This is a genomic window from Polaribacter tangerinus (assembly GCF_038024095.1).
Classification (GTDB): Bacteria; Bacteroidota; Bacteroidia; order Flavobacteriales; family Flavobacteriaceae; genus Polaribacter; species Polaribacter tangerinus.
In genome coordinates this window covers 1,927,154-1,944,161 of record NZ_CP150668.1, presented here as the reverse complement: position 1 = coordinate 1,944,161, position 17,008 = coordinate 1,927,154, and the positions used below count along the sequence as shown (strand labels likewise).

Below are 17,008 nucleotides of genomic sequence, written 5' to 3'. Positions count from 1 at the left end.
GCAACACTGTTTTAAAAACGTATATTATTTATTTCATAATGAAAAAATTACTATTAATTTGGGTATTATTTGTTCACTGTAATTTGTGTGCACAAATTATAATAAGCGGAACAGTGTATGAAAAATCTGGTCCTTTAGAAGGTGCTGCTGTCTATTTTAACAATACAAAAATTGGTACTACAACCACCAATGACGGCTCATTTAAAATACCAACTAAAAAAGGTAATTTTGAATTAATTGTATCATTTTTAGGCTACAAAAAGGTAGTATATCCCATAAATACAGAAACCTATAAAGAGCCATTGGTAATTGTTTTAGAAGAAACACAAAACACACTAGACGAGATAATTATTAAAAAAACTATATATGATGATGCTTGGAAATACAACTTAGCAACGTTTAAAAGAGAGTTTATTGGTGCCACAGAATTCGCTAAAGATTGCCATATTCTAAATCCGAAGGTATTACACTTTAACTATGATGCAAAAAATAATATACTAACAGCAATTGCCAGAAAACCATTAAAAATAAAAAATAAAAGTTTAGGATATGAAGTAATTTTTGAATTAGAAGAATTTACCATACATAATAATAGAGTTACCTATTTAGGATACTCTAGATACAAAAACTTAAAAGGCGGTAAGAGAAAACAGCGCAAATGGAAAAAAAATAGACAAAATGCTTACAATGGTTCTTACAATCATTTTTACCAAACTTTATTGAGAAAAAATACCTATGAAGAAGGTTTTTTAGTACATCTTTTTAAACGTGTTCCCAATCCTGAAAGACCTAGTGAACAGGAAATTAAAAGGGCCAGAGAATTGATAAAATTACAAAACAAAAGAATACTCTTTTCAAGTAAAATTGAAAACCCAAAAACAGCTTTAGATAGTGCTTTGTATATTTTAAATAAAGTACAATTTCCCAAGTTTGTAGATAAAATTCATAAAACAAAAGCACCAATTACCGATTTTACTTTTATTAAAAACGGTTTAACATATATAAACTTCGATTACTATCTTATGGTTATTTACACCAAAGAACTAGAAGAGAAAGGATATATTTTAAGAAATATGTTTGGTAAAACAAGAGCTGCTTATCCGCAATCTTCCAACCTTATTCCGATGAAAAAAGCAACTCCAATCGATAAAAACGGAGAACTAATGTATCCTTTAGATGTGTTTTATGAGGGATATTGGTCTTTCGAAAAATTTGGCAATTCATTACCACTAGACTATGAACCTAACCAATAACTTATTTTAAATTTTTATTGTTTTTTTCTTCAATCCACTTGCTCATATACTTTGTAGCTTGCATAGTTTGATGCTGAAGTAAACTGCCCAAAAAATTATATGCTCTGTGCTTCTCTAAATGCTGAATAATTGTAGCTAATTTTTCAAAAAATAATATTCCTTTTTCGTCTTTGTTATAAAGCGTATTTATAATTTCAACTCCGTTTTGTTGTGCAATATTCCAACTACTTTTATGAGTAAATAGAGAAATAGCTTTTTTAGAAAATTCTGAATAATTATCTGTTACAAAACCATTCCATGGTAGTTCCAAAGACATCCCCTCTACTCCTATAGAAGTAGTTACACTGGGAGTACCGCAGCACATTGCCTCTGTTAATTTTCCTTTTATACCTGCTCCAAAATTTAAAGGCGCTAAAACTACTTTAGCTTGCCCTACAACTAAATTTGCATCGGTTGCATACCCTTTAACAATAAAACCTTCTTTTTCGTTGTGCAGTTGTTTTATTTGCTGACTTACATATGCGCCATAAACATGCAAAACTGCTTCTCGCAATTGCTTTCTTATCAAAGGCCAAACTTCATTTTTTAATGTTAAAACTGCGTCTACATTGGGCTTATGCAAATAATTACCTATAAAAATGAAATGTGCCCTTTCTTCGAATTTTTTCCAGCTTTGCTGCTGTTCAATAGATATTTTATCGAACAAAAAAGGCAAGTATAGCAAAATACGTTCGTCAATTTTAAACGTATTTTTAAGTAATTCCATTTCAAAAGTAGAAATGATTAAAGACAAATCGCATCTTAAAATAGCAGCAATTTCTCTTTTAGTAATTTCTTGACTTAATAGATATTCTAAAGAAAATTTATACTTTTTTTTATGACAAAGTGCTCTTGTAATTCGAAGACAATGCAAATCTTCGGTATCTAAAACACGAATTGCATTCGGACATTGTTCTGAAACACGCCAACCAAATTGTTCCTCTGTCATAAAACGATCGAATAACACAATTTGTGGCTTTAATTGGCAAATAAAATCATCAAAAGAGGCATTATTTAACTGAATAACAACCTCTTTTACACCAATTGATGATAATGAAAAAGCATTGTCTGTTTTTATACTAGTTGTTGCAAAAACAACTGAATATTGCTGCTCTAAAAACTGGTAAATTAGTTGCAACATTCTTTTTCCGGCTGCAGATGATGTTGGTTCTACCCAAACAGTACCAATAATTAAAACTGTTTTTTTTTGCACCTATTTAGAAGATAACTGTTGTTTGTAATTTTGTTGAATATTTTTAGCCCAAGTAACAATTTCTGCAATTTGGTTTGGCGTTAAATTTGCGTCGGCATGCGTCCATGTATAAGAATCTAATGGCATTTTGCCTTCCGCTACTTCCTCATGAAGCTCGTCCATTTTATGCTCCTTTCTTTTCAAAGAATACGTGTTCCACTTCGAAAAGTTTAAGTGCTTTTTACCGTCTTTAATATGACTTTCTAACCAATAATTAACAGGTGTAATTACATTGTACCAAGGATAATTAGTAGAGCTCGAATGACAGTCGTAACAAGAAGTTCTCAGTATATTTTTTACAGAAGCTGGCGGTTTTGTTTCGGCTTCAAAAGCTGTTACTGTAGCAATATTGCCAGTATTTTTTTGTGGTCTAAAAAACTGTGTAACTACAAAAATTACGGCTACAACAAACAAACTTTTTTTTACAACTTTCATGGTATAATTTTCAAATATTTTTATCGTGTAAAACTACTAAATTCTCACTTTATTTTATGAAAATATACGTATTTTTGTAGAACATTTAGTAAAATAGTAATTTAATAATTACACGTAATACGAAAAAACGTACTCATGAAATACGACATTATTGTTATTGGTTCTGGTCCTGGTGGATATATTTCTGCAGTTAGAGCATCTCAATTAGGTAAAAAAGTTGCTTTAATAGAAAAATATGCCACACTTGGTGGAACATGTTTAAATGTTGGATGTATTCCATCGAAAGCTTTGTTAGACTCTTCACATCATTATTATGATGCTGTAAATCATTTTGAAGAACATGGTATATCTGTAGAAAAGCCAACCTTCGATTTTGGCAAAATGGTAGACAGAAAAGCCAAAGTTGTAGAAACAACTACAGGTGGAATTAAATATTTAATGGACAAAAACAATATTGATGTTTACGAAGGCTTAGGTTCATTTGTTGATAATACACACGTTAATATTGCAAAAAACGATGGTTCATCTGAAGTTATAGAAGGTACAAATATTATTATTGCAACTGGCTCTAAACCTGCAAACTTACCATTTATAGAGTTAGATAAAGAACGAATAATAACTTCTACCGAGGCATTAAAACTTCCTGAAGTTCCCAAGCACTTAATAGTAATTGGTGGCGGTGTAATTGGTTTAGAACTTGGTTCTGTATATAAAAGATTGGGCGCAGAAGTTACCGTTGTAGAGTATATGGATAAAATTGTACCTGGCATGGATACAGATGTTTCTAAAGAATTACAAAAGGTATTTAAAAAGCAAGGAATAAAATTTGCCACAAGTCATAAAGTTACCTCTGTAGTTAGAAATGGCGATTCAGTTACGGTAAAAGCAACCGATAAAAAAGATAGAGAAATTGAATTTTCTGGTGATTACTGCTTGGTTTCTGTTGGAAGAAAGGCATATACCGAAGGATTAGGATTAGAAAAAGTAGGAATAGAGGTAAACGAACGCGGTCAAATAACAATAAATGATCATTTACAAACTAACATAAGTAACATTTATGCTATTGGAGATGTGGTAAAAGGAGCAATGTTGGCGCATAAAGCAGAAGAAGAAGGTGTTGTTGTAGCAGAATTTATTGCTGGTCAAAAACCACATATCGACTACAACTTAATTCCGGGTATTGTATACACATGGCCAGAAGCTGCAGCTGTTGGTAAAACAGAAGACGAATTAAAAGCTGCAAAAATAGACTATAAAGCTGGTAAATTTCCTATGAGAGCATTAGGCAGATCTAGAGCAAGTGGAGATATAGATGGTTTTGTAAAAGTTTTAGCAGACAAAAATACCGATGAAATTTTAGGTGTTCATATGGTAGGAGCACGTGTAGCAGATTTAATTATGGAAGCTGCTGTTGCCATGGAGTTTAGAGCTTCTGCAGAAGATCTTGCAAGAATTTGCCATGGTCATCCAACCTACTCAGAGGCTGTAAAAGAAGCTGCAAAAGCTGCTTGGGACGGACAACCTTTAAACGCTTAAATTATTTTTTCGATTAAAATAAAAAGACAATTTATAAATAGCAATCTTAATTAGGTTGCTATTTTTTTTTGTGAAACAATGTATTAAAAATATATGTTTTAAAACGCATAATCGACTTCCTTTTTACAAAACATTTTAATTTATAAAATAATAATATCTATACAAGAAGTATTGTATTTTTGCGAAAGATATGCAAAGAACAATTCGTACTTTTTCTATAGGTAATTTACCAAATTTTAAAGAACAGCTTCTTCGTTGGGGGCAGCAATTTGATACTGCTATTTGGTTAGATAGTAACAACTACCAACAAAAATATAGTAATTTTAATTGCGGACTAGCAGTAGAGGAATTTACAGCAATAAAAACAGATTTTTCGAAGGCATTTGCCAAGTTAGAAGAATATCAAACCATTACAAAAGACTATATTTTTGGGTACATTTCTTATGATGTTAAAAATGATTCAGAAAAATTAACTTCTAATAATTTTGATGGCCTTCAATTTGCCGATTTATACTTTTTTCAACCTCAAAAAATAATTTTCATAAAAGACAATACCCTAGAGTTTCATTATTTACAGATGGTAGCAGATGAAATTGAACATGACTTTAATGAAATTTGCTCGCTTCATATAGTAGGTTCTTTGCAAAACGACAAAAAGTTAAAAAATGATATCGAGATTAAGGCTCGTATTAACAAAAAACAATACTATCGTAAAGTTACAGATATTTTAAAACACATTCAAAGAGGCGATATTTATGAAGCCAATTTTTGTCAGGAGTTTTATATCGAAAATACCACTATAAATCCTGTAGATGTGTATCAACATTTAAATGAAATTTCTGAGCCTCCATTTGCATCATTTTTAAAAATAGAACATCAGTATGCTTTGTGTGCATCTCCAGAAAGATACCTTAAAAAAGAAGGAACAAAAATAATTTCTCAGCCAATTAAAGGAACTGCAAAAAGACAAATAACTGCTGTAGAAGATGCAAAGATTGCTGTTGATCTGTCTACCGATATAAAAGAACGTGCAGAAAATGTAATGATTGTAGATTTAGTAAGAAACGACCTCTCTAAAACTGCTAAAAAGGGTTCTGTAAAAGTAGAAGAATTATGTAAAGTATATGCCTTTAAACAGGTGCATCAAATGATTTCTACCGTAGTTTCGGAAATTGAAAAAGATACGCATCCAATTACAATTCTAAAAGATACTTTTCCGATGGGCAGTATGACTGGTGCTCCTAAAATATCTGCTATGAAAATAATAGAAAACATAGAAGAAACAAAGCGAGGTTTATATTCTGGTGCTATCGGGTATTTTTTACCGAACGGCGATTTCGATTTTAATGTTGTAATAAGAAGTATTCTTTATAATGAAGAAAAAAAATATACTTCTTTTTCTGTAGGCAGCGCCATTACAATAAAATCGAGTGGAAATAAAGAATTTGAAGAATGTTTACTAAAAGCAAAAGCAATGAAAAACGCTCTGCTAAATAGCAAGAACAAATAAAAATATGATTATCATATGATTATCGACAGACAAGAATGCTTTAAAAAAATAGCAGAAAATTTATCGGAAAAACCAACAGAGCAGCGTATTTTTAATTCGTTTTTAAAATTATATCCAACAGAATGGAAACAATTAAAAATAATATACTCTAAATTTAATAGAAGTAAACAATTTGGCAACACCATTCCGATGCCAAAACCAGAAGTGTCTTTACGAAAAGAAATAAAAACTTGGCTTCAAAAAAATAGCCAATAACAATAAATTAATAGAAGGTACAGCTACCAAAAAACTAATGCTTAATTCTAGTTAATTCCTTATTTTTGAAGAATGATGTTGTCTGAATTTAAAAAACATATTGATAACAATTTTCCGTATTTGAAAGGAAAAAAGATAGGAATTGCTATTTCGGGAGGCATAGACTCTGTTGTACTTACTCACCTGTTTTTTTTACTAAAAGAATACACCATATTATTGGCACATTGCAACTTTCATTTACGAGATAAAGAAAGTGATTTAGATGAAGAATTTGTAAAAAAATTAGGCAAAAAACTAAATCTAAAAACTCATGCAACTTCTATAAAAATTAACGCTAAAGGCTCTATTCAGTTGGCAGCAAGAGAGCTAAGATATAGATGGTTTAAAGAATTAATAACTGCAAATCATTTCGATTATTTAATTACCGCTCATCACGCAGATGACAATTTAGAAACCTTTTTAATCAACTTAACACGTGGTTCTGGTTTGGATGGATTTACAGGAATACCAGAAAAAAACGGATCTATTATCCGTCCGTTATTACCATTTTCTCGAGAAGAAATCACTGCATTTGCAACAAAAAACCATATCACTTGGCGTGAAGATAAAAGCAATGCAACAACCAAATATGTGCGTAATAAAATAAGGCATAAAGTGGTACCAACGTTAAAGGAAATAAACCCGAATTTACTTACATCTTTTGCAAAAACTATCTCAAATTTAAAGGAAAGTAAACAAATTGTAGAAGATAAAATAAGTGATATTTCAAAAGAAGTAATTAGTGAAAAAGAAGGGATTTTAAAATTAAATATTGCTAAAATTAAAAAACTAGAAAATCCGAAATCGTATTTATTTGAGTTGTTAAAAAAATATCATTTTACAGCATGGAATGATGTATATGAATTACTAACTGCACAGTCAGGAAAACACGTTTTGTCTGAAAGTCACCAACTCTTAAAAGACAGAGATTTTTTATTATTAACCAGCAGAAACTTTAAAACAACCCAAGAAACCTCGTATTACATTCCTAATAATATTGCAGAAATTACATTACCAATTCATCTAAATTTTAAGGAAGTAACCAATACTTCTAAAAAAAATGTACATACTATATTTGTAGATAAAACATCTCTAAAATATCCTTTAATTATTAGAAAATGGAAAAATGGCGACTTTTTTTTCCCAGAAGGAATGCAAGGAAAAAAGAAACTAAGTAAATATTTTAAAGACGAAAAAATGTCTCTGATAGAAAAACAACAATTGTGGTTATTATGTTCAAATAACAACGATATTATTTGGGTAATTGGAAAAAGGCAAGACAAAAGATTTAGTGTTAAAAAAAGTACTAATATCTTACAAATAGTTACAAAATAAATTGATAAATAATATCTTTACATCAAACCAAAGATTTAATGAAAAAATTACTTCCTATCTTATTATTTTTTGTAGTGCTTTGTTCATTTTCTCAAACACCAAAAAACCCTGTAGTTTGGAAAACTAGTGTCGAAAAAATAACCGACTCTACATTCCAATTAATTTTTAAAGGTAAAATATTAGAAAATTGGTATGTTTTTTCTCAGTATAACCCAGAAAATGCATCGTTACCATTGGTAATTTCTATACCAGAGGGTGAAACTGGCTTTGAACTTATAGGCAAAGCTAAAGAAAGTAAAACCGTTAAAAAATATTCTGATGTTTGGGAAAAGGAAGAAATAATTTTTAAAGAAACCGCTACCCTTGTTCAAGAAATAAAGCTAACAAACAAGCGTATTACGCAAGTTAAATTAAATTTATTTGGTCAAGTTTGTGAAACAGCCTGCATACAATTCGACGATATTTACTCTTTTTCTTTAAACGGAACATCTATTAAAAAAGAGGAAGTTACTTTAGATGAAAAAAGTAAAAAATTAACGGAGCAGCTTATACTTAAACTTCAAAATACAGCCCTTTTAAATATTGATAAAAAAGCAGAAAAGGATTCTGAAAGTACTCTTTTTAATATTTTTATTTTAGGATTTATTGGCGGACTCCTAGCTCTTTTAACTCCTTGTGTTTTTCCTATGATACCACTAACGGTTTCATTTTTTACCAAACAATCTAAAAATAGGCGTAGCGGAATTTTTAATGCAATACTTTACGGAGTTTTTATAGTAATAACCTATATATTACTAAGTGTTCCTTTTCATTTAATAGATGGTTTAGACCCTAGTATTTTAAATGCAATTTCTACAAATGTATGGCTAAATGGGTTCTTTTTTGTGATATTGGTATTTTTTGCTGGTTCCTTTTTTGGCTTTTATGAAATAACATTACCGAGTTCTTGGGGTAATAAAATGGATAATGCTTCTAATATTGGAGGAATAGCCGGAACCTTTTTTATGGCACTAACGTTGGCCATCGTTTCTTTTTCTTGTACAGGCCCTATTTTAGGTTCTTTATTAGCTGGATCTTTGTCTGCAAGTGGAGACACTGCAAATCAATTAACCGCCGGTATGACTGGCTTTGGGGTAGCACTTGCATTACCATTTGCTTTGTTTGCTTTATTTCCTAGTTGGCTAAATTCTTTACCGAAATCTGGCGGTTGGTTAAACACTACAAAAGTAATTTTAGGCTTCTTAGAATTGGCTTTTGCATTTAAATTTCTATCTAATTCAGACTTAGTTGGTCATTGGGGTATTTTTAAAAGAGAAATTTTTATTGGAATTTGGATAGTCATTTTTGCAGCTTTAGCTCTCTATATTTTCGGAAAACTAAAATTTCCGCACGATTCACCCATAAAAAAACTATCGTTTTTTAGAATTTCATTTGGTGTAATGGTTATTGCTTTTGTTGTTTATTTAATTCCAGGAACATTTAAAACACCTACCTGGAATTTAAGTTTATTAAGCGGATTTCCACCGCCACAATTTTATAGTATATACGAAACAAAATCTGATTGCCCGTTAGGGTTAGACTGTTATAAAGATTTTGAAAAAGGAATACAAGCAGCCAAAAAAGCAAAAAAACCAATTTTATTAGACTTTACTGGCTGGGCATGTGTAAACTGTAGAAAAATGGAAGAAAATGTATGGAGTGATCCTGAGGTATATACTATTTTAAAAAATAACTATATCTTAATTTCTTTATATGTAGATGATAACGAAAAAGAACTTCCAGCTGCAGAGCAGTTTCACTTTAAGAAAGCCAATGGAAATCTCAAAAAAATTATAACATATGGAGATAAATGGTCTACTTTTCAGGTTATAAATTTTAAGAACGCCTCTCAGCCCTACTATATAACACTTACTAGCAATTTAGAAATTTTAAATATACCACAACAATATACAGATAAAGAAACCTATTTAAACTGGCTTATAGAGAGTTACAATAATTTTAAAAAATAAATTTTGTATATTTTGCTTGTAAATCTTACGATAATTAAGTAACTTTAAACAAATAATTTAGAGGAAATGATTGTAAAAACCCTACGTATTTTGTTACTATTTATGATAAGCTTTTCTATAAACGCTCAAAAAAGAAATGCCATAAAACCAATAAGTATTTACACTTTTTCTTTAAGTCAAAATTATTATGATTTTCCGGTGATTAAAAATATACAGAAGCTAAAAAAAATTGATTTTGTTTATGTTAATCAAATTGATATTGCCCTAAACAGGGCCTCTTTTAATATATCAGATATACATAAAACTCCCTCTAAATTTATTTACGATGATTACAATAGTTATCAAAACAATAATTTTCTAAAAGATTTCTTGGTAAAATACGATCCTACTCGTTGGAACTTGCAATGCATTCCACCAGCCATATAATAACCTTTTTTATATTTCAGAAAGCCTTAACAACAAAATTTAAGGGTATATTTTGGCATTATGGAATTCTTAAAATTTGTCTTTAAAATTAAATAATCAACAAAATTTAACTAACTATAATAATTTGTTAAATTTTAATTTAAATTTATATCGTTTTCGTAAAAAAACACCCTATTATTTGTAAAAACGTGCTTTTAAAAAGTTGAAAAAATTGTAATTTCACACTAAAATTACATCCATGGCAGCGTTACCAAAACTTTCACGATTTAACGAAAATGTATTGTCTAAATATCAAATTTACAACAGTGTATTTATGACACTTCCTTTCGACTCTATAAACAATACAGGAGTGTTACTTCCTTTGTTTCATGAAGTCTGTAAAAAAGGTTTTGAAGAAGGCAAAAATCCTACAGAAATTATAACAACCTTTTTTGATAAATATCAAGAAAATCCATCAGAAAAAGAAAAAAAGGATTTACTTTTTCGTTTTATTCAATATATCGAAAGACAGGTAGTTTTGTTTGACGCTATTGAAGATGCTGCTTTTGCAGAAGTTAACAATATGGATGGAATTGGTACACTAGAAAACTCTAAGGAAATTGCTTTAATGAACAACAAAAAAGAAGCACTAAAAACCTATTTAGAAGAGTTTAAAGTGAGAATTGTTTTAACTGCACACCCTACACAATTTTACCCAGGTGCGGTTTTAGGAATTATAACAGACTTAGACAGAGCCATACAAAATGACGATTTAATTTTAATAAAAAAACTACTGGCACAATTAGGTAAAACACCTTTCTACAAAAAAGAAAAGCCTACTCCGTTTGATGAAGCTATTAGTTTAATTTGGTATTTAGAGCATGTATTTTATCACTCAGTTCCAAAAATTTACAACTATATTCAAAACAATATTTATGATGGTGGCTTAATGAATAATGAAATTATAGATCTTGGTTTTTGGCCTGGCGGAGATAGAGACGGTAATCCTTTTGTAACTACAGAAATAACATTAAATGTAGCTGAAAGACTTCGACAAACAATTTTAAGAAATTACTACAGAGATGTAAGACGCTTAAAAAGACGATTTACATTTGATGGTGTTCAAGAAATTTTAGCAGGAATAGAAAAAAGACTTTACAAACACGTTGTAAAAAGCTATGCTAAAGTAAACTTTTCTCAAAAAATATTACTTGAAGAACTCTCTAAAGCAAGAACAATAATTGAAGAAAAACATCAATCTTTATTTTTAGAAGAATTAGATGACTTTATAAATAAAGTTAGAATTTTTGGCTTTCATTTTGCTACACTAGACATTAGGCAAGATAGCAGAGTTCATCATGAAGCATTTTTGCAAATAATAAAAGATTTAAATAGAATAGGAGATACTACATTTCCTAAAAACTATCTAACCCTAAACGAAAACGAACAAATAAAAGTTTTGTCGCAAATAAAAGGTGCAGTTAATCCCGAAATTTTGACAGATAAAATAGCTGTTAAAACATTAGAGTCTATGTATGCGATGAAAAAAATTCAGCAAAGAAATGGAGAAAGAGGTGCTAACAGGTATATAATTAGCAATAACCAAACAGCACTAAATGTTATGGAAACCTTTGCTATGCTTAATCTTTGTAATTTTAAAAAAGAACTATCTGTAGATATTATTCCTCTTTTTGAAACTGTAGACGATTTACAAAATGCAGAAACAGTAATGAGAACTCTTTATACAAATAAGAATTATCGAGAGCACCTTTCTAACAGAAAAAATAAGCAAACCATAATGTTAGGTTTTTCTGATGGAACTAAAGATGGAGGGTATTTAATGGCAAATTGGGGAATTTTTAAAGCAAAAGAAGCGCTTACAAAAGTTTCTAGAGAATTTGATATTGAGGTAATTTTCTTTGATGGTCGTGGTGGACCTCCAGCAAGAGGTGGTGGTAAAACACACCAATTTTATGCTTCTCTAGGACCAACCATAGAAGACAAAGAAATTCAATTAACTGTTCAAGGACAAACCATTAGTTCGAACTTTGGCACAGAAAAATCGTCTCAATATAATTTAGAACAGTTGCTAAGCTCAGGAATCAAAAACGATATTTTTACTAAAGATCAACTGAACGATGCACATAGAAAACTTATAGAAGATTTAGCAGAAACAAGCTACAAAACCTATGTAGATTTTAAAAATCATCCAAAGTTTTTACCTTATTTAGAAAAAATGAGCACGCTTAAATACTATGCCAAAACAAATATTGGTAGTAGACCAAGTAAAAGAGCTAGTTCTAAAACCCTAGATTTTTCTGCACTTAGAGCTATTCCTTTTGTTGGTAGCTGGAGCCAGCTAAAACAAAATGTGCCAGGCTTTTTTGGAGTAGGAACTGCTTTAAAAAAATACGAGGATGCCAATAGGTTTGATGAGATAGTTGAGTTTTACAACGCATCAGACTTTTTTAAAACATTGCTAGAAAATAGTATGATGAGTTTAACAAAATCATTTTTTGAGTTAACCGCCTATATGGAGCAAGATGAAGAGTTTGGAAACTTTTGGAAATTAATTTTTGAAGAATATAAAACCACTAAAAGATTACTTTTAAAATTAGCAGGTCATAAAGAGCTTATGGAAAATTTTCCTGTAGGAAAAGCATCTATAGAAATTAGAGAACAAATTGTACTACCTCTTTTAACCATACAGCAATATGCTTTAAAAAAGATTCAAGAACTACAAACCCAAAAAGATCACTCTAACGAATTAGAAATTTATGAAAAAATGGTAATGCGTTCTTTATTTGGTAACATTAATGCTAGTAGAAACTCGGCATAAATTTACAGATTCTATTTTTAAAAAATGCTAAAGAAGCGGCTATTGTAAATAATTTAAAAGTTTAAGGAGTTGATAATATTTTGAAAGTCATCAATCATTTTAATGCTAATGAAAAAATAATTCCTACCATTAAATACAAGAGCAGAATATAATATAAATCTTCATTTAAAAAATTCAAATATACATTTTTACAAAAATGCTTTGTACATTATTGGGGGATATAGAGAAGATAAGTATTCTAAAAAGCCTTCATCTGGAATATATAAAGTTGATATATCTGAGTTTAAGAAAATGAAAATTAGTAGGTTAAAAGAAATTATTTAAAACTAAAAAAATTAGAAAACTGCAAACTCATTTATATTATAAAGCTAGTCAATTACATAAAATAAATTTAAAAGAACTAGAAATAAAAAAAACTAAAAAGTTCCTTTAATAAATAACCTTGCTTTAAAGTTAAATGTTTTTCCCTATATTTAACAAAAAGAAAAAATGCTAGTTAAAGTCTATGGTTCTGCTGTTTTTGGCATAGAAGCCACCACCATTACCGTTGAAGTAAATATTGATAAAGGAATTGGTTACCACTTAGTGGGTTTACCAGACAAAGCAGTAAGCGAGAGTTCTTATCGTATTTCAGCTGCACTTAACAACAACAATTACAAACTTCCTGGTAAAAAAATCATCATAAACATGGCACCTGCTGATATTCGAAAAGAAGGTGCTGCCTATGATTTAACGTTGGCTGTCGGAATTCTGGCTGCATCAAATCAAATTAAATCTACTACTATTGATGATTATATTATTATGGGAGAACTTTCTTTAGACGGAAGTTTACAACCCATAAGAGGAGCGTTACCAATTGCCATAAAAGCCAGAGAAGAAGGTTTTAAATATTTAATTCTGCCAAAAGAAAATGCTAAAGAAGCGGCAATTGTAGATAATTTAGAAGTTTTAGGAGTTGATAATATTTTGGAAGTCATCAATCATTTTAATACTAATGAAAAAATAATTCCTACCATTGTAGATACAAGAGCAGAATTTGATAAAAATATTGATTTCCCTGAGTTTGATTTTTCGGATGTAAAAGGGCAAGAATCTATAAAGCGTTGTATGGAAATTGCTGCAGCTGGTGGTCATAATATTATTTTAATTGGTCCTCCAGGAAGTGGTAAAACCATGTTAGCTAAAAGATTACCCTCTATTCTACCTCCTATGACACTTCATGAAGCTTTAGAAACAACAAAAATTCATTCGGTAGTCGGGAAAACGAAAAACGAAGGACTCTTATATCAAAGACCGTTTAGAAGTCCGCATCATACTATTTCTAATGTTGCTTTGGTGGGAGGTGGACAATACCCAAGACCAGGAGAAATTTCTCTATCGCATAACGGTGTGCTATTTTTAGATGAGTTACCAGAATTTAAAAGAGACGTGTTAGAAGTAATGAGACAGCCACTAGAAGATAGAGATGTAACAATTTCTAGAGCTAAATTTACAGTAACTTATCCGTGTAGTTTTATGCTAGTAGCTAGTATGAACCCGAGTCCGAGTGGTTTTTTTAATGATCCAAACTCACCAATGACCTCTTCTCCTCAAGAGATGCAAAGGTATTTGAGTAAAATATCTGGTCCATTATTAGATCGAATAGATATTCATATTGAAGTAACCCCTGTACCTTTTGCAAAATTATCAGAAGAACGAAAAGGAGAATCTAGTGTATCGATAAGAAAAAGAGTAATTGCATCTAGAGATATTCAATCTAAACGATTTCGTGAAATAGATAACGTACACTACAACGCGCAAATGTCTGTTAAACACATACGTAATTATTGTAAACTATCTAACGAAAGTAAAACTCTTTTAAAAAATGCTATGGAAAAATTAAACCTCTCTGCAAGAGCATATGACAGAATATTAAAAGTATCAAGAACAATTGCAGATTTAGATAACTCAGAAAATATTTCTCCGAATCATATTGCCGAATCAATACAATACAGAAGCTTAGATAGAGATGGTTGGTTAGGATAGTTGCCACAAAAGAAAATAAAATACAAAAAAAACCGGAAATAAATTCCGGTTCCATTTAATAAACAATCTATAAATCCCCCAACCTATGATTGATATATACTTAATGATAAGTACACTACAAAGAAACAACTATACTAACATTAATTACAGTTAATTTCGATAAGTGAGATAATAAATAAGTTGAATTACAAGTTTAAAAAGACCAGAAGAGTTGCTAACGTTTAATAATTAATATAACAGAAAAAAACGCCTATAAATCACTTTAATTTACTTACACAAAAAAAATACCGAAAATATAATTTTCGGTATTTTTTAAATAAACAATCTATAAATCCCCCAACCTATGATTGATATATACTTATTGATAAGTACGCTACAAAGAAACAACTATACTAACATTAATTACAATTAATTTCGATAAGTGAGAGAATAAATAAGTTGAATTACAAGTTTATAAAGACCAGGTGGTTTGTTAATATTCTATTTGCATCTCAACAGAATTCAAAATAAAATACCAACAAAAACAATTTTTGATTTCATTCTAAACAAAAAAATACCGAAAATATAATTTTCGGTATTTTTCAAATAAACAATCTATAAATCCCCCAACCTATGATTGATATATACTTAATGATAAGTACACTACAAAGAAACCATACATTAAGTTTAGTATTATTAAATTTCGACCAATGTAAGAAACCTAAGGCTAGAAGGAACAATTCTTTAGACTTTGTAAGTACAAAAAGAATGAAGCTCTTTTGTATAAGACAAAAAAAAACCGAAAAAAATTTTTTTCGGTTTGTGTTATAAACAATTCATAAATCCCCCAACCTATGTATTGTATTATAATAATATATTTATTACTAAATACAGCTACAAATATACATAAAATATATGAAATAGCTATATGTTTTAATATAAATTTTAAGAATACTCAATTACAGTAGGTTTAATTTTTTTATAAGTGTTGGCTTATGAGACCTACTAATAGGAATTACATGCTTTTCTATAAGTACTGTATTATCTTCAATATCTATTATTTTATGAATATTGATAATATAAGACCTATGTATTTTTAAAAATATGTCGGATGGTAATTTATCTTCTATCTTTTTTAGTGTAGAGTGAACAATAAAATTCTTACCGGTTGTTTTTATATTAATATAATCTCCTTTTGCTTCTATAATAAGAATTTCTGGTACATTAATTTTTACCAACCTTTTATCTACATTTACAAAAATATAATCTTTTGTTTCCGAAGAGACTGCATTTTCTAAAATACCGTTTTGTCCATTTTCTTGCTTTTCAATTTTCTTTACTAATAGATTAAAACGTTCTTTTTGAATTGGTTTTGTTAGATAGTCTATTACAGACTCAAATTCAAAAGCTTTTAATGCAAAGTTTTTATCTGAAGTGGTTAATACAACTTTTGGTGGATTTTTAATAGTATTCAAAAAATCGAAACCATTAAAAGATGGCATATGAATATCTAAAAAAATTAAATCTACCTCTGTCTCGTTTAAGAACTTTATTCCTTCAATTGCAGATGAAAATTCTTCTTTCACATTAAACTGGGTACCTATACACAACTGCTTAATTACTAGTCTTGCAGCAGCATCATCATCTATAATAATGCAATTCATAATTCTGTTGGGGCTTAATTATTGTCTAAATATACAAGAATTCTATCAAAAATGGATATAAAATTTTTATATTGTTTTAAATCATTGTTTTTTAAATCTAACTCAAACTCAGAGGCTAATTCTAAGGTTTTAGTCATATTTAGCAAACCTAGTTTATGCTTAATCTTGTGAACGTCTAATGATGCCTCTAAATATAACTCATCAGTAATATGCTTTTTAAAGGAGTCTATTTCTTTTGGTAATTCTTCCTTTAAAATAGCTAATAAGCTATTTTCGAAATCCTTATCTCCACCAGAAGTTTCTTTAATATATTCTAAGTTTGGTAGTTCCAATTATTTTTTGGTTAGGGAGTTAGTTATAATAGCGTATTAAAATAGCTATGCAAATATAAAAAAAAGAGAACACAAATTGTGTCCTCTCTTTTTATTGATTT

13 protein-coding genes are annotated in these 17,008 nt (G+C 29.7%); 9 read left to right on the top strand and 4 right to left on the bottom strand.

Annotated elements, in window-relative coordinates; all coding sequences use genetic code 11:
* Positions 1-38 precede the first annotated feature (38 nt).
* Positions 39-1,253: a carboxypeptidase-like regulatory domain-containing protein gene (locus tag WHD54_RS08510; protein WP_088323833.1), complete on the top strand. Its 1,215-nt coding sequence runs from the start codon at positions 39-41 to the stop codon at positions 1,251-1,253.
* A gap of 1 nt (position 1,254) precedes the next feature.
* Here the strand turns inward: WHD54_RS08510 and WHD54_RS08505 are convergent, their stop codons facing one another.
* A complete protein-coding gene (locus tag WHD54_RS08505) occupies positions 1,255-2,505 on the bottom strand; it encodes a glycosyltransferase (protein WP_088323834.1) in 1,251 nt (416 codons plus the stop codon).
* Positions 2,506-2,979 (bottom strand): heme-binding domain-containing protein, encoded by a 474-nt coding sequence (locus WHD54_RS08500; protein ID WP_088323835.1) that lies wholly within the window; start codon positions 2,977-2,979, stop codon positions 2,506-2,508.
* 135 nt (positions 2,980-3,114) lie between these two features.
* Here WHD54_RS08500 and lpdA point away from each other — a divergent pair, with 135 nt between their 5' ends.
* From lpdA to WHD54_RS08460, 8 genes are all read left to right on the top strand, one after another.
* Positions 3,115-4,515 carry a dihydrolipoyl dehydrogenase gene (gene lpdA, locus WHD54_RS08495; protein ID WP_088323836.1) on the top strand — a complete coding sequence of 467 codons (1,401 nt, stop codon included), beginning with the start codon at positions 3,115-3,117 and terminating at the stop codon, positions 4,513-4,515.
* Positions 4,516-4,705: 190 nt separating this feature from the next.
* Positions 4,706-6,025 (top strand): anthranilate synthase component I family protein, encoded by a 1,320-nt coding sequence (locus WHD54_RS08490; RefSeq protein ID WP_088323837.1) that lies wholly within the window; start codon positions 4,706-4,708, stop codon positions 6,023-6,025.
* A 15-nt stretch (positions 6,026-6,040) separates the two neighbouring features.
* Entirely contained in the window at positions 6,041-6,280 is a 240-nt protein-coding gene (locus WHD54_RS08485; RefSeq protein WP_088323838.1) for a hypothetical protein, read from the top strand.
* A gap of 120 nt (positions 6,281-6,400) precedes the next feature.
* A complete protein-coding gene (gene tilS / locus WHD54_RS08480) occupies positions 6,401-7,654 on the top strand; it encodes a tRNA lysidine(34) synthetase TilS (protein WP_317043152.1) in 1,254 nt (417 codons plus the stop codon).
* 38 nt (positions 7,655-7,692) lie between these two features.
* Positions 7,693-9,663 carry a protein-disulfide reductase DsbD family protein gene (locus tag WHD54_RS08475; RefSeq protein ID WP_088323839.1) on the top strand — a complete coding sequence of 657 codons (1,971 nt, stop codon included), beginning with the start codon at positions 7,693-7,695 and terminating at the stop codon, positions 9,661-9,663.
* Positions 9,664-9,729: 66 nt separating this feature from the next.
* Positions 9,730-10,089, top strand: coding sequence for a hypothetical protein (locus WHD54_RS08470; RefSeq protein ID WP_143744253.1), 360 nt, complete (start codon positions 9,730-9,732; stop codon positions 10,087-10,089).
* A 238-nt stretch (positions 10,090-10,327) separates the two neighbouring features.
* Complete coding sequence (locus WHD54_RS08465) at positions 10,328-12,907, top strand: phosphoenolpyruvate carboxylase (RefSeq protein WP_088323841.1); 2,580 nt, start codon at positions 10,328-10,330, stop codon at positions 12,905-12,907.
* A 489-nt stretch (positions 12,908-13,396) separates the two neighbouring features.
* The gene (locus WHD54_RS08460; protein ID WP_088323842.1) at positions 13,397-14,932 is read left to right on the top strand and encodes a YifB family Mg chelatase-like AAA ATPase; all 1,536 of its coding nucleotides are present in this window, start codon (positions 13,397-13,399) and stop codon (positions 14,930-14,932) included.
* 938 nt (positions 14,933-15,870) lie between these two features.
* Here WHD54_RS08460 and WHD54_RS08455 read toward each other — a convergent pair.
* Entirely contained in the window at positions 15,871-16,575 is a 705-nt protein-coding gene (locus WHD54_RS08455; protein ID WP_088323843.1) for a LytR/AlgR family response regulator transcription factor, read from the bottom strand.
* Between the two features lie 14 nt (positions 16,576-16,589).
* Positions 16,590-16,907 (bottom strand): Hpt domain-containing protein, encoded by a 318-nt coding sequence (locus WHD54_RS08450; RefSeq protein WP_088323844.1) that lies wholly within the window; start codon positions 16,905-16,907, stop codon positions 16,590-16,592.
* Positions 16,908-17,008: the final 101 nt, after the last annotated feature.